The sequence below is a fragment of the Butyricicoccus sp. OF27-2pH9A genome (assembly GCF_027693185.1).
GTDB classification, from domain to species: Bacteria; Bacillota; Clostridia; order Oscillospirales; family Butyricicoccaceae; genus Agathobaculum; species Agathobaculum butyriciproducens.
The window spans coordinates 144672-167387 of sequence record NZ_JAQEXK010000001.1; the positions used below are offsets into that span (position 1 = coordinate 144672).

General features: G+C 55.7%; 22 protein-coding genes. 1 reads left to right on the forward strand and 21 read right to left on the reverse strand.

What is annotated here, in order from left to right:
• Position 1: 1 nt before the first annotated feature.
• From ispG to PG722_RS00775, 14 genes are all read right to left on the reverse strand, one after another.
• Positions 2–1057, reverse strand: a complete 1056-nt coding sequence (gene ispG, locus PG722_RS00710) for a flavodoxin-dependent (E)-4-hydroxy-3-methylbut-2-enyl-diphosphate synthase (protein ID WP_116704963.1) — start codon at positions 1055–1057, stop codon at positions 2–4.
• Between the two features lie 114 nt (positions 1058–1171).
• Entirely contained in the window at positions 1172–2212 is a 1041-nt protein-coding gene (gene rseP, locus PG722_RS00715) for an RIP metalloprotease RseP (RefSeq protein WP_270579361.1), read from the reverse strand.
• A 17-nt stretch (positions 2213–2229) separates the two neighbouring features.
• On the reverse strand, positions 2230–3366 hold the full coding sequence (locus tag PG722_RS00720; RefSeq protein WP_442867815.1) for a 1-deoxy-D-xylulose-5-phosphate reductoisomerase: 1137 nt from the start codon (positions 3364–3366) through the stop codon (positions 2230–2232).
• Between the two features lie 118 nt (positions 3367–3484).
• On the reverse strand, positions 3485–4300 hold the full coding sequence (locus PG722_RS00725) for a phosphatidate cytidylyltransferase (RefSeq protein ID WP_270579364.1): 816 nt from the start codon (positions 4298–4300) through the stop codon (positions 3485–3487).
• A 23-nt stretch (positions 4301–4323) separates the two neighbouring features.
• Complete coding sequence (locus PG722_RS00730; RefSeq protein ID WP_330674650.1) at positions 4324–5262, reverse strand: isoprenyl transferase; 939 nt, start codon at positions 5260–5262, stop codon at positions 4324–4326.
• A 108-nt stretch (positions 5263–5370) separates the two neighbouring features.
• Complete coding sequence (frr, locus tag PG722_RS00735) at positions 5371–5925, reverse strand: ribosome recycling factor (RefSeq protein ID WP_118760419.1); 555 nt, start codon at positions 5923–5925, stop codon at positions 5371–5373.
• Positions 5925–6647 (reverse strand): UMP kinase, encoded by a 723-nt coding sequence (gene pyrH, locus PG722_RS00740; protein ID WP_270579365.1) that lies wholly within the window; start codon positions 6645–6647, stop codon positions 5925–5927. Before pyrH ends, frr begins: the two co-directional genes overlap by 1 nt.
• 818 nt (positions 6648–7465) lie before the next feature.
• Positions 7466–8398: a myo-inosose-2 dehydratase gene (iolE, locus tag PG722_RS00745; protein WP_110436478.1), complete on the reverse strand. Its 933-nt coding sequence runs from the start codon at positions 8396–8398 to the stop codon at positions 7466–7468.
• Positions 8399–8644: 246 nt separating this feature from the next.
• The gene (locus tag PG722_RS00750) at positions 8645–9817 is read right to left on the reverse strand and encodes an NAD(P)-dependent malic enzyme (protein WP_116704966.1); all 1173 of its coding nucleotides are present in this window, start codon (positions 9815–9817) and stop codon (positions 8645–8647) included.
• Positions 9818–10111: 294 nt separating this feature from the next.
• Positions 10112–11470, reverse strand: coding sequence for an MATE family efflux transporter (locus PG722_RS00755; protein ID WP_270579366.1), 1359 nt, complete (start codon positions 11468–11470; stop codon positions 10112–10114).
• 95 nt (positions 11471–11565) lie between these two features.
• Positions 11566–12198, reverse strand: coding sequence for a hypothetical protein (locus PG722_RS00760; RefSeq protein WP_270579367.1), 633 nt, complete (start codon positions 12196–12198; stop codon positions 11566–11568).
• Between the two features lie 30 nt (positions 12199–12228).
• Positions 12229–12876 (reverse strand): hypothetical protein, encoded by a 648-nt coding sequence (locus PG722_RS00765; protein ID WP_117751646.1) that lies wholly within the window; start codon positions 12874–12876, stop codon positions 12229–12231.
• 180 nt (positions 12877–13056) lie between these two features.
• A complete protein-coding gene (locus tag PG722_RS00770; protein ID WP_110436473.1) occupies positions 13057–14028 on the reverse strand; it encodes a transketolase family protein in 972 nt (323 codons plus the stop codon).
• A 15-nt stretch (positions 14029–14043) separates the two neighbouring features.
• On the reverse strand, positions 14044–14895 hold the full coding sequence (locus PG722_RS00775) for a transketolase (RefSeq protein WP_110436472.1): 852 nt from the start codon (positions 14893–14895) through the stop codon (positions 14044–14046).
• 591 nt (positions 14896–15486) lie between these two features.
• Here PG722_RS00775 and PG722_RS00780 point away from each other — a divergent pair.
• Positions 15487–16242 carry a DeoR/GlpR family DNA-binding transcription regulator gene (locus tag PG722_RS00780; RefSeq protein ID WP_117491063.1) on the forward strand — a complete coding sequence of 252 codons (756 nt, stop codon included), beginning with the start codon at positions 15487–15489 and terminating at the stop codon, positions 16240–16242.
• A gap of 34 nt (positions 16243–16276) precedes the next feature.
• On the opposite strand, the gene PG722_RS00785 is transcribed toward PG722_RS00780, so the two are convergent.
• The 7 genes from PG722_RS00785 to PG722_RS00815 form a co-directional block, all read right to left on the reverse strand.
• Positions 16277–16726, reverse strand: a complete 450-nt coding sequence (locus PG722_RS00785) for a TspO/MBR family protein (protein ID WP_270579369.1) — start codon at positions 16724–16726, stop codon at positions 16277–16279.
• Positions 16727–16777: 51 nt separating this feature from the next.
• On the reverse strand, positions 16778–17434 hold the full coding sequence (locus tag PG722_RS00790) for an ABC-2 transporter permease (protein WP_270579370.1): 657 nt from the start codon (positions 17432–17434) through the stop codon (positions 16778–16780).
• The gene (locus tag PG722_RS00795; protein ID WP_270579372.1) at positions 17431–18279 is read right to left on the reverse strand and encodes an ABC transporter ATP-binding protein; all 849 of its coding nucleotides are present in this window, start codon (positions 18277–18279) and stop codon (positions 17431–17433) included. Before PG722_RS00795 ends, PG722_RS00790 begins: the two co-directional genes overlap by 4 nt.
• Positions 18276–18656, reverse strand: a complete 381-nt coding sequence (locus PG722_RS00800; RefSeq protein WP_110436467.1) for a GntR family transcriptional regulator — start codon at positions 18654–18656, stop codon at positions 18276–18278. The genes PG722_RS00795 and PG722_RS00800 overlap by 4 nt, the downstream gene beginning before the upstream one ends.
• 793 nt (positions 18657–19449) lie before the next feature.
• Positions 19450–19797, reverse strand: a complete 348-nt coding sequence (locus tag PG722_RS00805; RefSeq protein ID WP_270579373.1) for a cupin domain-containing protein — start codon at positions 19795–19797, stop codon at positions 19450–19452.
• A 146-nt stretch (positions 19798–19943) separates the two neighbouring features.
• Positions 19944–21995, reverse strand: a complete 2052-nt coding sequence (locus tag PG722_RS00810) for a HAMP domain-containing sensor histidine kinase (RefSeq protein WP_270579374.1) — start codon at positions 21993–21995, stop codon at positions 19944–19946.
• A 2-nt stretch (positions 21996–21997) separates the two neighbouring features.
• Positions 21998–22693: a response regulator transcription factor gene (locus tag PG722_RS00815; protein ID WP_270579375.1), complete on the reverse strand. Its 696-nt coding sequence runs from the start codon at positions 22691–22693 to the stop codon at positions 21998–22000.
• Between the last annotated feature and the right edge of the window lie 23 nt (positions 22694–22716).

Here is a 22716-nt window from a genome sequence, read left to right on the forward strand (position 1 = left end):
ATTATTCTCCTTCATAATGTGCGATTTCGTCCATCAACGCGTCCACAAGCTGCTCCTGCGGCACCTTTTTGATGATCTCGCCGCGGCGGAAGATCAGGCCGACGCCGTCTCCGCCCGCAATGCCGAGATCGGCTTCACGCGCTTCGCCCGGACCGTTTACCACGCAGCCCATAACAGCTACCTTCATCTTCTTGCCGCGAATGCTCTGGCAGCGCTGCTCGACCTCTTTGGCAATGTCGATAAGATTGATGCGCGTGCGGCCGCAGGTCGGGCAGGAAACCACGTTGATGCCCTCTTCCGCTCTGCCGACAGCCTTGAGAATCGCCTTTGCCGCGTAGACCTCCTTGACCGGATCATCGGTCAGGCTCACGCGGATGGTGTCGCCCACGCCGAGCGCCAGCAGGCCGCCGATGCCGGCAGCCGACTTAATCGTGCCCATGTACTCGGTGCCCGCCTCGGTAACGCCGAGGTGCAGCGGATAATCGGTCTTTTCGCTCGCCAGCAGGTAGGCCTGCATGGTGTTCGGCACCGAGGATGACTTGATTGAAATGCAGATGTCGTCAAAATCGCAGTCGTTCAGCAGACCGACGTGATAGAGCGCGCTCTCGACCATCGCCTCGGGCGTCGGCCCGCCGAATTTCTCGAGAATGTGCTTCTCGACCGAGCCGGAGTTTACGCCGATGCGGATTGGCAGATGGCGTTCCTTTGCCGCCTTCACGACTGCCTGTACGCGGTCCGCGCCGCCGATGTTGCCCGGATTCAGGCGAATCTTGTCCACGCCGGACTCAATCGCCGCCAGCGCGAGACGGTAGTCAAAATGAATGTCCGCGACCACCGGCAGCGGCGAGCCGGCGCAGATTTCGCGCAGCGCCTCCGCCGCCTGCATATCCGGCACGGCACAGCGAACAATGTCGCAGCCCGCGTCCGCCAGTGCGCGAATCTGCGCCAGAGTAGCCTTCGCGTCGCGCGTGTCCGTGTTGGTCATGGACTGCACCGCAATGGGAGCGCCGCCGCCAACCAATACGTCCCTTATCTTGATTTGCTTTGTTATTTTCATAGCTCTAACCTCTCACAAATGGAAAATGGAGAATGAAGAATTGTGGTATCGCGCTTTGCGCGATGATTGCATAACGGCGCTATACGCCGCACATTCATTTTCCATTCTCAATTCTCAATTACTGCGCATAAAAATGCGCAGTACGTCCTGCCCGGTCACATACACCATCAGCATAAGCAGCAGCATGAGTCCTGCCGCGTGCACATAGCCCTCGTACTTGGGCGGCACGGGCTTGCGGCGAATGCCCTCGATGATGAGGAACACGAGCCGACCGCCGTCCAGTGCGGGCAGCGGCAGCAGGTTCATCACGCCGAGGTTGATCGAGATAAATGCCACAAGCTGGAAGAACGAAATCATGCTGTACTTGGCGGTATCCGCCATGACCTCGGCCACACCGACCGGACCGGAAAGCTGATCCACGCCGACCTGTCCGCTGACGAGCATGCCCACGCTCGACCAGACGAGCCGCGCGTAGTTGACGGCGGTGCGCACGCTCATGCTGAGGTGCATGCCAAGGCTGTCAGGCAGCTCCGCAAAGGTGATGCCGATGCGCTTGTTGCCGTTCGCGTCCGTGACCGCCGCTTCGAGCTTGACCGTTGGCAGCGTCATCTTTTCGCCGTTGCGGCGCACGGTAATTTCATGCGTGGTCGAACCGGTGCGCGCAAGCGCGGTATCGAAATCCGTCCGCACGAGGATGTGGTAGCCGTCGATTTTCAGAATTTCGTCGCCTGCCTCCAGACCGCCGTCTGCGGCGGCGGTGCTCGCCGGATTGACCTCGCTGATGGTGGAGACGATATAGCCGCCGTTCGGTCCGTTCGGACGCATGACCGCCAGCACGATGAGGAATCCGACGAGGAAATTCATCAGCGCACCCGCACACACGATGAGCATGCGGCGCGGCAGCTTCGCCTTGCCGAAGGCGTGCTCGTTTTCACTTTCACCGTCCTCGCCCTCCATAACGCACGCGCCGCCGAACGGCAGCAGCTTGAGACAGTACAGCGTGCCGTGGTACTCGTGCTTGAGGAGGGTCGGACCCATGCCGATCCAGAATTCGTTGACCTGCACACCGCCGCGCTTGGCGGTGATGAAATGTCCGAACTCATGCACGATGACCAGCACACCGAAGGCGAGGATTGCCAGAATGATTTGCAGCAAAGCGTAGCTCCTTTCGGTCAGCCGAGCACGATCTCTCGCGCGGCTTTGTCCGCCGCCAGAACGTCGTCCAGCGTGATGTCCTTCTTGTACGGAATGGTATCAAGTGCGTATGCAACGCGCTCTGCGATGTCGGTAAAACCGATCTTGCCGTTCAAAAACAGACCGACTGCGGCCTCATTTGCACCGTTGAGCACAGCGCCGCGGTCGCCCTTGAGGGAGGCGGCGTGCTTGGCGAGGTTCAGCGCCGGAAACGCCTCATAGTCGGGTGCATAGAACGTCAGCTTTGCGACCTCCGCGAGCGACATGCGCGGTACCTTGCACGGCACACGCTGCGGCCACGTCAGCGCCAGCTGAATCGGCAGACGCATATCCGGCAGGCCAAGCTGCGCGATTACCGCTCCGTCCGCAAACTCCACCGCCGAGTGCACGATGCTCTCGCGGTGGACGACAATTTCGATGTCCTCCGGCGGCAGATCATACAGCCACATGGCTTCGATCAGCTCCAGCCCCTTGTTCATCATGGTCGCAGAGTCGATCGTGATTTTTGCACCCATGCTCCAGTTCGGGTGTGCAAGCGCCTGCTCGCGCGTCATGCCGCGCATTTCCTCGAACTTTTTGCCGAAGAACGGACCGCCGGACGCGGTCAGCAGGATTTTGTCGATCGGGTTGCCGTTTGCCGCCTGCACGCACTGGAAGATAGCCGAATGCTCAGAATCCACCGGCAGGATGCGCACGCCGTACTGCTTTGCAGCGCTCATCACCAGACCGCCCGCACACACGAGCGTCTCCTTGTTCGCTAGCGCAATGTCCTTGCCCGCCTTGATGGCCGCCATCGTCGGCAGCAGGCCGACCATGCCGACAACCGCCGTTACCACGATGTCCGCGCCGCTCTCTGCGGCACAGGCGATCAGACCGTCCATGCCGGTCAAAACCTCGATATCGGTGTCTGCCAGCTTGATTTTCAGCTCCTTTGCTGCGTTTTCATCCATCGCGCAGACCATTTTCGGATGCAGGGCACGCGCCTGCTCCTCCAATAAGTTTATGCGCCGGTTGGTCGTCAATGCGACGACTTCGGCGTCGATCGAAGGCAGAATATCGACCGTTTGCGTGCCGATCGAACCCGTTGAACCTAAAATCGCAATCTTCTTCATTATTTTTCTCCTGTTAAACGATTGGGGATAATGGAGAATTGAAAATGGAAAATTGAAAATTATGGTGCCGTGCAAAGCGCGATACCACAATTCCCCATTCTCCATTCTCAATTTTCAATTATCAAATGACTCTAAAGAGCAGCTCCGCGAAAGGCGCTACGAACAACACGCTGTCGAAGCGATCCAGCACTCCTCCGTGGCCCGGGAAAATATGTCCGTAATCCTTAATGCCGGTCTGACGCTTGATGACCGAGAACGACAGGTCGCCGATCTCTCCGAGCACCGCGCCGACTGCGCCGAGCACGACCGCCGACCAGAGCGGCATTTCAAGGCCGAGCGTCTGGTTCATAATCAAAGCCGCGATCAGCACGAGGACGGCACCGCCGACCACGCCGCCGATAGCACCCTCTACCGTCTTTTTCGGGCTGACGACCGGCGCCAGCTTATGCTTGCCGAACAGCATGCCCGAGAACAGAGCGCAGGTATCCGCGCCCCAGGCAGCAAGCAGCGGCAGCAGCACGATGAACGCACCGTGGTGGTAGTTCATCTGGAAAATACGCAGCAGGCTGAGCAGCAGGTACGGCACGACAAGTCCGCCGAAAAACGCCCACGAGACCTGCGAAGCCTTCATGACGTCGTGATATTTCAGTTCGATGGCGAACGAGCCGAACAGGAGCACCAACACCAGGCCCTGCATCACGCTCTCGAGCCGCAGCGGCAGGATGCTGAAATGCCCGACAGCCAGTCCCAGCGAGACGGCCATTGCGAGCAGCAGTTCCAAGTGGTTGCGCACCAGTTTTGTCGAGCCGAGCACCTCATAGGTGGCGAACACGCACAGCGCCGCCACGACAAGCTCCAGCACGATCGGCGGGAACACATACAGCGCCAGCAGCACAAAAACAAAGCCGAATACGCCAAACAATACTCTTGCTTTCATAGTTTTATCACCCTAATTGGATATTAAACGCCGCCAAAACGACGGTTTCTGTTGTTATAATTGTCGATTGCCGCATCCAGATCGGTGGTTTTGAAGTCCGGCCACAGCACATCGGTGAAGTAATACTCCGAGTAGGCGGACTGCCACAGCAGGAAGTTGGACGTGCGGATCTCGCCCGAAGGACGGATGATGAGGTCGGGATCGGGCATGTGCGCGGTATACAGGTTGGCGGTGATGGTATCCTCGGTGATATCCTCGGGTGCCAGTTCGCCGGCTTTCACCTGCTCCGCGATAGCACGGACGGCGTTTTTGATCTCGTCACGGCCGCCGTAATTGATACACAGCGAGGCTGTTGCCGCGTCCGGACCAAGCCGATCGGCAATCGCGTCCACCTCCGCGATCTGCGCGCGGATATCCTCCGGCAGAACGGTCAGGTCGCCCAGCACGCGCACGGCTACGCCGCGCTCGAACATGGTTTCCGCCGCTTCCTTCAGATAGGAGCGGAACAGGTTCATCAGCGCATCCACCTCGTCCTGCGGACGTTTCCAGTTTTCGGTAGAGAATGCATAGACCGTGAAATACTGCACGCCGATGTCCTTGCAGTAGGTGGCAATGGTGCGGAACGTCTCCGCGCCGACCTTGTGACCGGCCTTGCGCGGCAGACCGCGTTTCTTGGCCCAGCGGCCGTTGCCGTCCATGATGACCGCAATATGACGCGGCACCGAACGGTTTTCGGGCGCGTTATCCTTCTTTTTTCGTGTGAACAGACCCAACCTGTTTCCTCCCTGTTTATCCCTCTTGCGGCAGGTTTTCCTGCCAATTTCATGCAAAAGGGCGACGAATCCGCCGCCCCCAATGTCGCTTCGCTCCTCGACCGAAAACACGTTTTCGGTCGATCGGAACGTACCGAGCAAACGCTCGGATACGTCCTGCGAGCACATCTGCGCGCCACTTTGCGGCACACAGCTATGCTCCCTTGTGTAAAAAGCGAGATACATGCTCCCGCTTTTTACGGATTTTCTGCGAAAATCCGATTTCATGCCGCTGCAGGCAGCGGACTTCCCCCTGAATTAAACTTCAGCGAGTTCCTTAGACTTCTTGGAAACCATAGCGTCGATTTCCTTGACGTACTTATCGGTCAGCTTCTGCATCTTGTCCTCGCCGTCGTGCAGCTCGTCCTCGGTGATCTCGCTCTTCTTCTGCGCTGCCTTGAACTTGTCCAGTGCATCACGGCGGATGTTGCGGAGTGCAACCTTGGCCTCCTCACCGGTCTTGGAAACGCCCTTGATGAGCTCCTTGCGGCGCTCCTCGGTCAGCGGCGGGAAGTTCAGACGAATCTGCTTGCCGTCGTTCTGCGGGTTGATGCCGAGGTCGGAGACCTGGATCGCCTTCTCGATGGCCTTGAGCACCGAGCCGTCCCACGGCTGGATGGCCAGCGTGCGCGGGTCGGGAGTAGAAATTGCCGCAACCTGATTCAGCGGGGTCGGTGCACCGTAATACTCAACGGTGATCTTATCGAGAACCGCCGGGTTTGCGCGGCCTGCGCGAACTGCTGCCAGCTCCTTGGAGAGCACGTCCAGCGTTTTCTGCATTTTTGCCTCGTGGGACTTGATCTGTTCCTTCATTATTTTACCTCCTCAACGATCGTGCCGATCTTTTCGCCGTTAACAGCGCGGTGAATATTTTCGGGGTCGGAAAGCGCGAATACCAGAATCGGGATATGGTTATCCATGGACAGCGAGGTTGCCGTGGAATCCATAACGCCGAGACCCTGATTGAGCACGTCCATGTAGCTCAGCTGGTCGTACTTCTTGGCATCCGGGTTGACAGCCGGGTCGGAATCGTACACGCCATCTACGTTCTTTGCCAGCAGGATAACATCCGCGCCAATCTCTGCCGCACGCAGAACCGCTGCAGTGTCGGTCGAGAAGAACGGGCAGCCGGTGCCGCAGCCGAAGATAACGACACGGCCCTTTTCGAGGTGACGGGTCGCGCGGGAACGGATGTACGGCTCAGCGATCTTGTTCATCTCGATAGCGGTCTGTACGCGAACGTCCACGCCGCGCTGCTCCAGAGCATCCTGCAGAGCCAGTGCGTTGATGGTGGTTGCCAGCATGCCCATGTGGTCCGCGCGGGTGCGCTCCATCTTGCCGCCGCCGTCCTTTACGCCGCGCCAGAAGTTGCCGCCGCCGACAACAATGCCGATCTCGCAGCCCTCTTCGTTGCATTTTTTGATCACATCGCATACCGGACCGATGACATCAAAGTTCAGGCCGAAATGCTTATCGCCCGCAAGGGCTTCGCCGCTGATCTTGATCAGTACGCGCTTATATTTCTGTGCTTCCATGCTCCACACTCCTTATTCTATTCCTGTTTACTATTCTACCCTATTTTCGGAGAATTTGCAACGATTTATATAGCGGCAAATGAATAAAAGGCGAAGCGGTTTGCGCCCTCCGGACGGTTGCAGGCTCCCCTGAAAGGGGAGCTGGCGCAGCTTGCTGCGACTGAGGGGTTTCGGCACCGGTTTTTCGGGGCATCCGAACCGCGCAGGCGGTTCACCGCTTCCGGGCGAAGCGTTTTGCCGTAGACTGCGGCGGGGATTGCCGCTACGCGCGGCATAACAGTGCCGCGCAACTCGTTTTTCGGCACAAACCGGCTGCAATCGCAGGATTTGGATAATCTGCACAGGTAAAAATGTTGCGCGGCACGGGTATGCCGCGCCTGCGTAGACTAAACCGTATGTGTAGCAGAAAGGTATCTGACATTGCGTATAGGTAAAGAAATGGGCAGACACATTGGTCTGCCCTACGGAACGGTAACCCGACTGCCGTTCCCCTTTTTCATGCTTACGCAGTCTACCATCTGCACCCAAGCCCTTGCAGGAAAAGGGGTGATTCACAAGAGGGTGGAAAACCGCAGGTTGTCTACCCTCTTGTGCGCCCGCCGCGTGCAGCGGCAACATTCCCGCACGCCGCAGCGTGCGAAATCCTCTGCCGTGGGTACGGCAACCCCCTCCACCGCCGTTCGGCGGTTCCCCTCTCCTTTCAGGGGAGGCTTCCGGTCGGTGCAAACGGTTCTTAACGACATATATCCTTTGGGGAACGCAAAAAACCGAGGGCAACTGCCCTCGGTTTCGTGCTTTATTGCGCGATATGCGAAGAATTACTTCTTCAGAACAACCTCGCCGCCCAGACCGGTGTGTGCAGTGATGTACTCACGGCCCATCTTAGCGTACTCGAACGGATTAGCCTTAGCCGGATCCTGCTCTGCCTCTACCATGATCCAGCCGGTGTAGCCAGCCTTGTCAAGCAGATCGAATACAGCGTCGAACTCTACGCAGCCGTCCGGATCGCCCGGTACGGTGAAAGCGCCTGCGCGAACTGCATCCAGGAAAGACCAGTGCTCAGCGCGAGCCTTCTCAACCAGCGGCATGCGCATGTTCTTCAGATGAACGTGACCAACACGGTCAGCGAACTTCTCGAGCATCTTTACCGGATCCTCGCCAGCGAAGGTGAAGTGACCGGTATCGAAGCACAGGAATACATACTTCGGGTCGGTGTTCTCCATCAGGCGGGTAGTCTCCTCAACGGTCTGGCATACGGTGCCCATGTGATGATGGAAGCAGGTGCGGATGCCGTACTTCTCCATGGACAGCTTGCCCAGCTTGTTCAGGCCGGTGGTGAAGCGATCCCACTCCTCGTCGGTCAGAACGCGCTTCTTGTCGTCCAGAACCGGCGTATCGAGCTGACCCTGAATAGAACCGGACTGCTCGGATACGTTGATAGCGGTAGCGCCAACGTAGGACAGGTAATCCAGCTCCTTGATGAACTCAGCCTCTACCTCTTCGTACGGCTTGTCAACCAGGAAAGAGGAGAACCACTTGGAAGCGATGGTCAGGTTGCGGGCGTCCAGCATGTGCTTGAGGACGGTCTTGTCCTCCGGATACTTATGGCCTACTTCGCAACCGTCGAAACCAGCGAGCTTCATCTCAGAGATGCACTGCTGGAAGGTGTTCTCGTCGCCGAGATCCCACATATCATCATTGGACCAGCCGATCGGGCAGATACCCAGTCTTACTTTCTTCGGATCTAACATAGTTATTCCCTCCATAATCTTCTCTCTGCGTCTGCGCAGAACAAACGCATTTTTGTTATTCTTATTGTACCCTTATGCACTGTAAATGTCAAACGCATTTTTTCACAAAGCCGAGTTGTGCAATCCGCTGTTTTTGTCATTCCGCGAACTTGTGCGTGTGCGTGCACGCACTTTTGCGCAAAAACCGCGCGAGATTGTTCCCGCGCGGTTGATTTTGTCTTATCTGTAACTTTTCGTCTGCTGCGCTCAGATACGGGCCACACCGGAATCGCGGGCAGCCTGTGCAACGGCATCTGCTACCGAACGGATGACCTTCTTGTCGAACGCCATCGGCATGATATACTCCGCATTCAGCTCCTCATCGGAAACGCAGGCCGCGATCGCCTTAGCCGCTGCCAGCTTCATCTCCTCGTTGATGTCGCTTGCGCGAACATCAAGTGCGCCACGGAAAATACCCGGGAACGCAAGCACGTTGTTGATCTGGTTCGGATAGTCCGAACGGCCGGTGCCGACAACGGCAGCGCCGCCCTTCTTTGCGTCCTCCGGCCAGATTTCGGGCACCGGATTTGCCATAGCGAATACCATCGGGTCTTTTGCCATGGTGGAGACCATCTCGGCAGTGAGCACCTGCGGAGCAGACATGCCGAAGAATACGTCCGCACCCTTGACAGCATCGGCCAGCGTGCCTGTCATGTGCTCGCGGTTGGTGACCTTGGCCATCTCCTGCTGTGCCGGATTCAGACGCTCATCGCCCTCGCAGACGATGCCGAAGCGCTCGACCATCGTGATGTGCTTGACGCCGAGGAACATCAGGAACTTGGTAACGGCGATAGCAGCCGCGCCGCAGCCGTTGACGACCATCTTGATCTCATCCACCTTGCGGCCGGTCAGGCGGCAGGCGTTGAGCAGAGCCGCACCGCAGCAGACAGCCGTGCCGTGCTGGTCATCGTGGAATACCGGAATGTCGCAGACCTCCTTGAGTCGGCGCTCGATCTCAAAGCAGCGCGGAGCCGCGATGTCCTCGAGGTTGATGCCGCCGAACGAGCCGGAGATCAGCTGAATGGTGCGTACGATCTCGTCCACATCCTTGGAAGCCACACAGAGCGGGAACGCGTCCACGTCAGCGAACGCCTTGAACAGCGCGCACTTGCCCTCCATGACCGGCATGCCGGCAATCGGACCGATATCGCCCAGACCGAGCACCGCGGTGCCGTCCGTGATGACCGCAACCAGATTGTGGCGGCGCGTATAGGTGTAGCTGAGAGACGGATCGTCCTTAATCTTGAGGCACGGCTCGGCAACACCCGGCGTGTACGCGATCGACAGATCGTCCTTGCTGTTTACCTCACAGCGGGCCACGACCTCAATCTTGCCGCCCCATTTTTCATGTGCCTGCAGTGCGCGTTCCTTAACGTCCATGTTCTGTTCCTCCGTTATCGTTCTTGTTCCGTTCGACGGAAAGAGTTTTCTATCTTACCTTATTATACAGAGTAGAAATGCGTTCGTAAAGGGGTAGTTTGTACAAAGAGCGGGAAGTAATTGAGGATGTAGGATAAAGGACGGAGAATGAACGTAATGATTCATCGTGTTTCTCCGTTTTTCATATTATCATAAAGGTACACCTTGTCGCACCCTACGATTTAGATTTTATGTGTAATGCAATAGCATGAAGAAGGTTAAACTTCTCATGCTCTTCACTCTCAACTCTTCACTCTACTTGCAGCATTGTTTCGCCACCAGCTTCGGCAAGAGGAACATGGCCGCGCAGCCGGAGAACACCGCCGACACGACATCGGACAGCGGCTCAGAAAACATAACGGCCGTTGCCCCGAAAATCGGCGGCAGGACGAACACGCTGACAAGGAAAATGCCCTTGCGGAGCATGGAAAACGTCAGTCCCCATTTGACAAGGCCCATGCCGGTCATGCCGTCCACGAACGGGTACTGGATGGTCAGTCCGAGCACGCCGAGCGAGTAGGTGTGGATCATATACGCCGCCATATCAATATACACCGGGTCTTTGGTGAAGATTTTGACAAAAGCGCCCGAGACCGTCTGCGCGAGCAGGAACATGATGCCGCAGAACACGAGGCACAGCAGCACAATGCACCGAAACGCCTTCATGACGCGTTTTTCGTCGCACGCGCCGTAGTTATAGCCGAGAATGGACTGCGTGCCCGCCGTTATTCCGCCGAGCGGCATGGTGATGATGAGCATGAAGCTCTGCATGATGGCAGCACACGCGATGAGCATATCGCTGTCTGCGCCGCCGTATTTGCGCAGCATGACATTGATGGAGATGAGCAGCACGTTATCGAGCGCGATGATGAGCGCAGGCGACAAGCCGACCTGCACGATACGGCGCATCCAGCCAAAATTGACCGGCTGACGGGTAATGCGGACAGCAGCTCTGCCGCTGAACAGGAACCGCAGAATGTACACCGTCGAGCACGCCTGCGACAGCACGGTTGCAAGAGCGGCTCCGCGCACGCCCATGTGCAGCGCAAAAATGAACACTGGGTCAAGTGCGATATTTACGGCCGCTCCGAGCATAACCGACCGCATTGCGGTACCGGAAAATCCCTGACTCATTGTAATTTGATTGAGTCCGTAGCTCAGTAATGCGAACACCGTGCCGGAAACATAGGTCGTAAAGTACGCCTGCGCGTAGTCCCACAGGAGCTCGCTGCAGCCGAAGGTGAACAGGATCTGCCGCTTGAAAATAAGCAGCGGCACGGTCGCCAGCACGCTCAGCGCCAGCAAAAGGTAGAAGCTGTTCGTGATGATCTGACGGGCGCCGTCCATGTCGCGCCGCCCCATGCGGATGCTCATCAGCGGTCCGCCGCCGAAGCCGATGAGCGCACCGATGGCGGTTATCATGGTCACCACAGGCGCGCACACGCCGACACCGGCCAGCGCCGCATCGCCCGCGCCCGCGATGTGGCCGACATACATGCGATCGACCACGCTGTATAGAATATTGACAAACTGTGCCAGCATGGCCGGTATGGCAAGCTGCAGAACCAGCTTGCCGACCGGTGCGGTGCCCAGTGGGCTGTCTGTTTGGGACATGGTTCTCTCCCCTTTCTGCTCCCTCTATTATAGTGAAATTCGCAGTTGGCGTAAAGAGAAAAATGCCCTGACGAGAGGTCAGGGCATTGCATGTTTTATTTAGGAATGCTGTCGTCATATACGAATGTTGCCGTAATGGCATCCGCATAGATGCAGTTTTTCAATTCTTCGCTGCTATCTGGTTCGATAAACGCATTGATATCTACCGTGTGCGTTGCTCCATCCGTGTTAAACACACGCACAACAAGCGGTATCTCTACATCGACTGCTAAATCGTCGATTGGCTTCTTCTGTCCCGCGACAGCCACTGTCAGGTTGTCCGTTGGCAGTTTGCTCAGCTCGGACGAATCTCCATACTGGGTCGAAGCGCCGCCACTCGGGAACGTCATCTCAATATCATACGCCGCATTGATTGTATCGGCATCATGCCGGAAAATGATTTTGCCGGTGCCGCTATTCAGACCCATACCATACGCACCGATAGGTTTGTCCATGTTCTGCCACGCATTGCCATCCCATGTGTAGCTGTTGAATGTTATTCCGTTGGCTTCTGTGTTGTTGCCGGAAAAATGATACTCTACAACCGCACCCGATTGTTTCTCTGTCGTAGCCTGCTCCACCGGCGTGATGGAAATCGTATTATCCGCCGGCTGTGTCTCTGCCTGCCCGCACCCGCTCAAAATCCCCACAAGAGCCAGTGCCAGTCCTGCTGCGTATCGTTTTTTCATGTGATAACCTCCTTTTATCAAGTTTTGTCTTTACTTCTGAATAAAAATGACAGTGTACACTTCCGCGTAAACGCCTTCCTGTACAGCTTTGCTGTTTTCCGGGTCATTGAACGCCGCAACCGTCACCGGACGCAAGGTATCACCCTTGCGGTACACTCGAATGAGGATTGGCGTTTCCACACCGACAGCCAAATCGTCAATCGGCTCTTCCATCGTGCCAACCGCCACGGAATTTTCACCAACCACCAGACCTTCTATCTCTTTCGGCTCTGCTGCCAGGTGCGACCAGCCGCCATCCGGATAGTGCACCTCGATCGCGAAATTCGCATTGATGTCACCGTCACGCCGCAGCGCAATTTTGCCCGGCTGACCGTTCAAATCCATCTGATACATGCCCGAAACCAGTCCATCACGGCCTTTATACGGCGTCCACTGGCTGTCTTTCCAGATGTAATGATGAATCTCCATGCCGTTGGCATCTGTGTGGTTGCCGGAAAATTCATACAAAAAGAACGTGTTGGCAGTCGTACTCGTACCGGTCAGCCAAATCAGCTCCTCCTGCTCCTCGGACAGCTCCACCGGTGCAAGGTGCATGGTGTTGTCTGCCGCCGTTTGTCCGCACCCGCTCAAAATCCCCACAAGAGCCAGCGCCAGTCCTGCCGCGTACCGTTTTTTCATGTGGTACACCTCCTCCTTTTACTGTTGTGCTTACAGTGTAGCAGATTTGGGTGATATTGTCTATTTCCAGACCATGCAAAATCTGCGTTTGCTTCTGTGCAATGTAACGACAAAAAAGCGTTCCGACATACGTCGGAACGCTTTTCGATGCAATTTTACTTCGCGTATCTGCGGGAAAACTTAGCCGTTCTTGCGAGCGATAGCCTTCTTAGCAGCCTCTACGATGTGAGCAGCGGTCAGACCGTACTCCTCGCGCAGGAAGGACTCAGCGCCTACCTGACCGAAGCGATCCTCAACGCCTACCATCTCCATCGGAACCGGGTTGTTCTTGATAACAACGTTAGCAACAGCAGAACCCAGACCAACCTTTACCTGATGGTTCTCAGCAGTTACGATAGCGCCGCACTCAGCAGCGGAATCGAGGATGAGCTGCTCGTCGAGCGGCTTCCAGGTGAACATATCGATAACCTTGGCAGAGATACCCTCAGCAGCCAGCTGCTCCTGAGCCTTCAGTGCCTCGTCTACCATGATGCCGGAAGCGATGATAGCTACGTCCTTGCCTTCCTTCAGGGTAACGCCCTTGCCGATCTCGAAGTCAGAGCCATCGCCGTAAACGGTGGTGAAGCCCTTACGGATCATACGCATGTAGGAGAACTTGCCGGATGCTGCCAGCTTCTTGGTCAGGCAGTTGATCTGAGCGAAGTCAACCGGGTCGATAACAACTGCTTCCGGTACGGACATGTACAGAGCGCAGTCCTCGAACGGCATGTGGGTACCGCCGTTGTATGCAGCGCATACGCCGGGGTCGGAACCGATAACGTGTACCGGCAGCTTAGCGTAAGCTGCGGACATGAATGCCTGGTCAAATGCACGGCGGGAAGCGAAGCAGCCGAAGGAGTGCATGAATACGGTGCGGCCGGTAGCAGCAAGACCTGCAGCAACGCCCATAGCGTTAGCCTCTGCGATACCTGCGTTTACGGTCTGCTCCGGGAAAGCCTTAGCCAGCTTGCCGGTATTGATGCAGTTCTCGAGGTCGCAGTCAACATGCATAACCTTGCTGTCCTTCTCCATCAGGTCCAGCATAGCGGTAACGTAACCGTCACGGTTGTTACGAGAATCCTTCTCGTGCTTGCCAATCAAAGTAAAGCTCATGTTCAATACCCTCCCTTACTGTGCCTTGATCTCAGCGAGCTTCTTCTCAGCAGCAGCAATGGCTTCATCCCACTGCTCCTTAGTCGGCTGAGAGGAGTGCGCGCCAGTGCCTTCAGCAAAGGTGGCGCCCAGGCCCTTAACGGTGTTCAGGACGATGCAAGTCGGTACGCCCTTGGTGTCGTAAGCGAGCTGAACAGCGTCGTAGATCTGCTCTACGTCATTGCCGTCCTGCAGCTCGATCACGTTCCAGCCAAATGCTGCGAACTTAGCACCGATGCCCTTGCCGTGGCTCATAACCTTGTCAACAGCACCGTCGAGCTGGTACTTGTTGTCGTCTACGAAGCAAACGAGGTTGTCCAGCTTGTAGTGAGCTGCGAACTGTGCAGCCTCCCAAACCTGGCCCTCATCGCACTCGCCGTCGCCAACAAATACGAATACATGGCTGTCGCGGCCGTCGAGCTTGTTGCCCAGAGCAGCACCGGTAGCGGTGGACATGCCCTGACCGAGAGAACCGGTCGTCAGGTCAACACCGGGGGTCTTGGTGCGGTCGGTATGGGACGGGAAATTGGTGTGCGGCTGATTGAGGGTATAAGCGTCCTCAACCGGGTAGAAACCCTTCAGACCGAGGGTAGCGTACATAGCCGGACCAGCGTGGCCCTTGGACAGTACGCACCAGTCACGATCTTCCCAATGCGGGTTCTTCGGATCAACCTTCATTACTTCGCCGTACAGAACTGCCAGCGCATCAATAACGGACATTGCACCCGGAACGTGGCCGAAGCCAAGCGAACCGACGGTCTTCAGGGTCTCCACACGGATTTCCTGAGCAAATACACGAAGCTCCTGCATCTTTTCTGCTTTCTGCATTGCATACACCTGCCTAATTCAAAATATAATTTTCTCTCCGCGGAACAGGTTCCAGCGTACAGCGGCACAATGCCACTGTTTTACGAATACAAGTGTATCACCAAACCGCCAAAATTTCAACCGAAATTCCTGCATTTGTTCGCAAAATTCCAATTTCATTCAAACGCCTTATGGAAAATATCTAATTTATTTCGAGTAAAATTAGGTAATTTGTTGGTTATCTGCTGGTTATATGTATTTATTTTGTTGGTAAACCTCTTGCAAAACGGTAAAAATATATTTTCAAAAGGGGTATCCCGCCCTGTTTCTGCTGTTTGTCTGCGTATCCCTCTCCCCGCAGACGGGTTAGCGCTTCTCTCCCCGCTCGCTGTCAGAAATTATTTTCAAAAGGCGGTTTTACGGATTTTTCTCACTTTTTGCCGTTCTTCGCCGCGAGTTTTCATGTATTTCCGACCTTTTTCTCCAAATCCATGTCATATTCCCATTCTTCGGAGCAGTGGACATTTGGTTACAAATTTGATAAACTAAAGAAAACATTGTGGATACATTCGGATACTACTGGGCGGATATTATTATGTGGGAGCTGTGAATATGAAAGTCAGCCGTCTCAATTCGATAGAGCAATATGTCATCTCGCGCGAGACCGTCAGCATTGACGAGCTGTGCGAGGTTTTTGGCGTGTCCAAGAATACCATCCGCCGCGACCTGAACGAGCTTGAGCAGCGCGGTCACATCACCAAGGTATACGGCGGCGTGACCGCTACGGTGCCGTCCGGTGCCGTGCCGACGCCCATCCGTTCGGGTCTCAACCAGATCGACAAGTCTCTCATCGGCCGTCTGGCCGCCGAGGAGGTCGCGGATGGCGATACCATTTTTATCGACTCCGGCACGACCACCCTGTGTCTGCTGCGGTTTCTTGTGGCAAAAAAGCGAATTACAATCATCACACACTCGCTCGGCGCGCTGAGCGAGGCCTCCAAGTACGATAACCTTAATATTATCTCGCTCGGCGGCATTTACAGCCCGACTACAGATTCGTTTGTCGGCCTGTCCGCGATCGAAGCGCTGTCCACCATGCGTATCAACAAGGCGTTCATGGGCGCGACCGGCGTGTCGCTGACTGCAGGCATGACCAACACCACCTTCCTCGAAGCCGAGATCAAGCGTGCCGTTGTTCACCGCGCGGATAACATCTACGGCATGGTCGATTCGTCCAAGATCGGCAAGGAAGCGATCGTCACGTTCTGCCACCTCAAGGACCTGACCGCCTTCATCACCGACTGCGAACCGCCGAAGGAGTACGTTGATCTGTGCAATGCAGAAAACGTAAAGCTGAGATATGAGTAACAGAAAGGGAGCAAATCACACGATTTGCTCCCTTTTATTTATTCAGGAACCAGACACCGGCATTGAGATAAGCCGCGTACACCAGCCAGACCAGGTATGGCACGAGCAGCCATCCCGCCTGCTTGTCAATGCGGTAAAACGCCCTTGCGGTGACGAGCACGAGTGTCAGCAGCAGAATCAGCCACCAGAACGCCGTTCCGTACAGTCCAACGCGAAAAAACAGCAGCGGCCACACGAAATTCACTGCAAGCTGCGTGTAATACAGCGCAAGCGCGTTGCTTCGCTCCGGCGAGCCGGACTGCCGCACGCGCAGACTCGCCCATCCCATGAGCACATACAGAATCGTCCACGCAACGGGGAATATCCATGCCGGCGGTGCAAACGGCGGCTGCACCAGCGCCGCATACTGCGACATGCTGCCCATCGTCAGCCCGGCCGCAAGTCCACCGACCGCCAGAGGCAGTGTAAAGCTGAAAATCTTCATTCTCCGTCCCTCCCGTTCCTATTTATATGGAGCGAAAGGGATTTTATTCATTTACAGCTCTCTTTTCCGGTAAATGCCCACACCAATGCGCCAGCACACTGCATACACGATGGTCCCGACGATCACCAGTCCGCCGAAGAACGCCGTAAGCTGTCCGACCGACCAGCTGTCCATGCCGCCGACCGCCTGCACAAGTTTATTGAATGCCGGATGCTTTTTGACGACGGTCAGCAGGATGATCGGCACCCACACCACGCCAATGAGGAAATACCGTCCGCGATCCGGACCAAACCGCAGGATGAGCGCCATGTCAATGCCGGTCAGTGCCAGACCAACCGCTTCGCACGCCAGCAGACCGAGCATATTCTCTGCCATTGCATTGCCGTAAAAAATATCCATACTCGCAATGTACGCGGTTCCCAGCAGGAAAGTTACCAGATTCACCAGCAGACAGAGCACAAATTTACTGCTCACCACGTCTTTTCGGGAGATGGGCAGCGACAGACTGAGCTTATCCCAGCCGTAGGCTCGGTCACTGCTCATCAGCGTTGCGGGCACCATCAGCGACAGCATCACCAGAATAAACGACACGAACGACGCATTGTTTTCCCACGTCAGTGAAGCCACCGCAATGACAGCCACCACTATCAAAATTGCCTTCATCGACCGGCGCAGATTCATCCAGTCCGCATACAGCATTGCTTTCATCTTGCGTCCTCCTCTCTCGTCAGAAACAGCATGATCTGTTCGATGTTGACCGGCTCGACCGACCAGTTTTCCGGTACGCCGTCACGTCTTACCAAGGCCTCACAGCCGAATGCACCCACGCGCTTTGCCCGCACGGCGGACGGGTCAAGGGCATCCAGCTGATCGGCGGTGCAGCGCAGTATACCGCAGGTGTCGAGCAGTTCGTCGCGCGGCTCGCTCAGCAACACCTCGCCCTTGTGGATGAAGGTGATCTCGTCCGCGATTTTATCCAAATCGCTCGTGATATGACTGGACAACAAAATCGCGTGATTTTCGTCCTGCATGAAGTCGTACAGCAGATCGAGCACCTCATCCCGCACGACCGGATCAAGGCCGCTCGTCGGCTCATCAAGCAGCAGCAGCTCCGCGTCATGAGACAGCGCTGCCGCGATATTCAGCTTGGTTTTCATGCCCTTGGAGTAGTCCCTGATGGCCTTTTCTCGGTCAATGCCGAATTTTTCGATGTACGACGCAAACTGCTCCGCATTCCAGTTTTTGTATGCTCTGCCGAGCAGCGTGCTCACCTGTACGGCGCTCATCGTGCTCGGGAAACCGCCGTCCTCGAGCACCACGCCGATCTTTTCACGGACGGACGGATTCGAGCCGTGTTCCCCCAGCACGGTAATCTCGCCGCTGTCCGGCCGGATGAGGTCGAGCACCGCCTTGATGGTCGTTGTCTTTCCGGCACCGTTTTCTCCTATTAAACCCATTACCGTGCCTCTCGGCAGGGTAAATCCCACATTGCGGAGCGCAAAGCCGCCGTATTTCTTGCAGACGCCGTGCAGCTCCAGTGCATTCTCTCTCATAATCCTTCCTCCTCAAACAGTGTCCGTGCCAGCTCTGCGAACTCGTCCGCAGACAGTCCGGCCAGTCTTGCCGCCTGCACAGCGTCCGTCAGGTGGTCTTCCACCGTGCGAAGCTGCGCTTCCCGCAGACGTTCGCTGCTGACCGGTGCAACAAAGCTGCCGCGTCCGGTCTGGCTGGTGATAAGGCCCTCGCGCTCAAGCTCCTCATACGCACGCTTAGTCGTGATAACGCTGATGCGCAGCTCCTTCGCCAGCAAGCGCATAGACGGCAGCGCCTCCCCCGGCTGCAGCTCTCCGCCGAGGATTTTCGCCTTGATCTGACGTGTGATCTGCTCGTAGATCGGTGTGCTGTCCATGTTGGATACTATGATGTCCATGCCGTCCCTCCCTCTTTTATTGTATATACTCATTATATACAATATGAGCAATATGTCAAGGGATAGATTTCCACCAGACGCGATTTTTCACAAACGAAGCGGTTTGAGAGATGGCGGTTTTTCACACGCTCAACGCAAAGCACAATTCCCGCTGAAAAATTTTGTAGTATTTTTATACAAACTGCCGAACATTTTTTCTTGCATTTTGACGAAAACCACGCTATACTGTAATTGTTCAAAGAAAGTGCTTAAAAACAGCACAAACGCTGTAAAACACAGCTTTACTAATTGACTATCTCTCTTTTTCCTTTCTTTTTTACTCTTTTCTTCTTTGTGATCGGATCACACCTCCCGATCACAGCAAAACAGGCTCGGTTTATCCGAGCCTGTTTTGTTTTGTCTGAAATTTTATTTCCCGTGTTGCAAACGGAGAATTGAAAACAGAAAATAAATGATGAATATAATGGTAAACCTCGTGAAAACAGCACCCGTTCTACATACTCCGTAGGGTTGAGTGCCCTCAGAGGGTGAATTGCCCAAAATGCAAGAGAGACCACTCCGGAGCGCCCCGCCATTTGTCAATTCATTTGCAAACACCTAACCGTAGAGGCACCCAAAACACCGTTAACCGGGCGCGTTCGGTCGTGCTACGGGCGCACACTGTACTCCCATACGATACACCCTGCATAAACCAGAAAGAAACTGCGTTCATTTTCCATTCTCAATTCTCCATTCTCAATTACACACAAAAAGAACCCGAAGCCAAGGCTTCGGGTTCTTTGCGTCTCTGCGCTTACTTCATAATGATCAGTGCCATGAACACGAGGTCGGTATCGCCGGTATTATCCAGCGCATGACCGGTGCCATCCGGACAGAAGGTCACATCGCCCGCCTTGACCGGATAGGACTTCTCACCATCGTTATACGAGCCTTCACCGCTCAGGATGTAATAGGTCTCGGTCTCGCCGTGGTGCTCGTGGAAGCCGAGCGTGCACCACGGCTCGATGGTTACCTTTGCATACAGGCCGCACTTGCCGTCCAGCTCCTTCTCTCCGAGCAGGCGCTCGATGATAACGCGGCCCTTGCCGCCAGCCATCTGCTCTACCTTATCTACCTGATGTTCGCTTGCAGTCGTAATCATAATTCTTTCCGCCTTTCTTGTCCCGGGCAATACCGCATGATTGAAGCTGCGGTGTTGCCCTTACCGCTCGCGCAGTTTCTTGTCAATTCCTATTATAGCGGTTGTAATCCAAATTACAAGATAAGATTTCCATTTCCGCGAAGAATTTACTTTGCAGTCATACCGTACACCGGAAAGCCGATACGCACCTTAAACTGATCGCCGTCCACCGAGACATCGAACGTGCCGCCGCAGGCCTCGGTATAGCTTTTTGCGATAGCGAGACCCAGACCGCTGCCCTCGGTCGAGCGCGCCGCGTCACCGCGGACAAACCGTTCGGTAATTTCGTCGGCTGCAAAGTCCATCTCGTAGTTGGCGGTGTTTTTGAGTTCAATAATGGCCTGACCGTTCTCCTCTGCAACAGAGAGGAACACGCGCGTGCCCTTGAGCGCATATTTCACGCAGTTGCCGATGAGATTCTCCAGCACGCGGGACAGCTTGCGTCCGTCCGCCCATATAGGCAGCTCCCGCTCGGGAATGGCGGCTTTGACGGTCAAGCCGCTCTCCTGCACGGCCTTGTCCTGCTCCGCGAGCGCCTGCCGGGCGAGCGTGCACGCATCCAGCCGTTCGCTGATGATCTGCTCTGCGCCCGACTGCACCTTGGAGATATCGAACAGGTCGCTCGTCAGATTCTTGAGCCGCAGACCCTTTTGATGGATAATGCGGGCGTAGTCGTTCGCCTCCTCCGGCGTTAAATCCATTTTGCCGAGCAGATCGGAATAGTTGAGGATGCTGGTCAGCGGCGTTTTCAAATCGTGGCTGACGTTGGTAATCAGTTCGCTTTTCATGCGTTCCGCGCGGACTTCGTTCTGCAGTGCTGCATGCATGCCGTCACCGAGCGAGTTAATGTCCTCGGCCATTTCAGCAAACACGCCCTCCGGCATATCGGTCAGCTTGAAGCTGAGGTCGCCCGCACGCAGCCGGCGCAGCGCGTCCACGATACGTTCAAAGCCGGTGATGCGTTTGATGAGAAAGTAACCTGCCGCGAGGAACCAGACCGCGCCGAGCACGAAGACAAAAAACGAGCCGCCCACTCCGCCGAACACCGCCGCGAGGAACGCGAGAACAACCGAATACGCCGTAAAGAGCAGCACAACGTTGCGCGTTTTGTAGTCGCGGAACAGCATGCGGCGCAGTTTTCCGAAACTGTGCCGGATGCACTCGCATACCTTAATAAAGGTTCTCCAGCACCAGAGGATGAATCGAATCGACCAGCACTGCTTGACGAAGCTGCGGTTCTTGATTACGCGCACGAGCGACAGCGTAAGTTCAAGTGCGAACGCAAACGCCGCGACGAAAAACAGGATGGACGGTACGAGCAATATCGACATGTCGTTTGTGCCGTTCAGCAATTCACCCATCAGTGCCAGATTCAGTCCGCCTGCCGTGCCGAGCACCGCCCAGAAGCACAGCACGTTCACTTCCACCGGCAGACGGTCGATGGTGACAAGGTGCACGTCCTCATCCTCCGGCTTGCGGCCGGTGACGAACAGCAGGAACACGAACAGCAGCAGTGCGATCACCGTCAGCACAATCGCCCGATGGAGCACACCGGTAATCTGCGTTTTCTGCGTTTCCCACTCAGCCTTGATGGGTGCAGCCTGTGCGTCCGTGAAGCGCACCAGCAGCAGGGTGTTAGACGGGTACGGATTGAACTTATTGAACTTCCAGCCTTCCTCTGCCGCATCCTCCTCGGTGTAGTAGCCGTAACTGCCCGTCTCCTCATCGTAAACCGCAAGCGGATAGCCGTAGTAAATTCCCACATTGGACTGCACATTGCCACCTGGCCGTGTGATCATGTAAAACGCAGATTTTTTTGCCGCGGCTTCGGTCAGCGTGTCATCGCCGACCGTTTTATCGCCCATTCTGCCAAAATAGTTTCCCGCAAAATCCGTATGCTGCCTGCTGAATTCCGCTGCGTCCATGCCATCCTCAAACGCATTCGCCATTTCAGCACACATTATGCCGAGCTGCTGATGCATATAGGACGAGTCGGCAAAATCGCCCTCAAAGCGATAGACCATTTGGTCAAGGCCGTTCGCGGCAAAATCTGTTATCGTGTTCTCAACGAGAAACAGTGCACCTGCAAAGCACCCCACAATGCCTGCAAACGCGATAAGCTTTACAACCGTACTGCGTAAGATCCCCTTGATATTCATACTCACTCGCTCCTTTCGATTTTGTAGCCGACGCCCCATACTACCTTAAGATAGCGCGGCTCCTTCGGGTTGATCTCTATCTTTTCGCGGATGTGCCGCACATGGACGGCAATGGCGTTGTCACTGACAATATCGTCATTCCACACCTGTCGGTAAATCTCCTCGGTGGAGAACACCCTTCCCGGGTGACGGCACAGCAGCTCAAGTATTTTGTATTCGAGCGGTGTGAGACGAACGGCTTCGCCGTCTACCGTCACGCTTTTGCTCTCGGTGTCGAGCACCAGTCCGCGGATGACGATCTGCGTTTCCTTTATCTGCATCGCGCCCAACTGGGTATAGCGGCGCAGCTGGCTTTTCACCCGCGCGACCAGCTCGGACGGGTTGAACGGCTTGGTGATGTAGTCGTCCGCGCCCGCCGTCAACCCGAGTATCTTGTCTGCATCCTCGCCCTTGGCGGACAGCAGGATGATGGGCAGATTTTTGCTCTCGCGCACCTTCAGCAGGGTCTTTATGCCGTCCAGCTCGGGCATCATAATGTCAAGGATGATAAGGTGTACGTTCTCGGTCATGACGATATCGAGCGCCTCCAGACCGTTGTACGCCTTGCGTACCAGATAGCCGTCCGCCTGCAGGAATATCGCAATGCTTTCCACAATCTCGCGGTCGTCATCCACCACCAGAACAGTCAGCTTTTCCATTTTTCTTTCCCCCTTTCGTTACT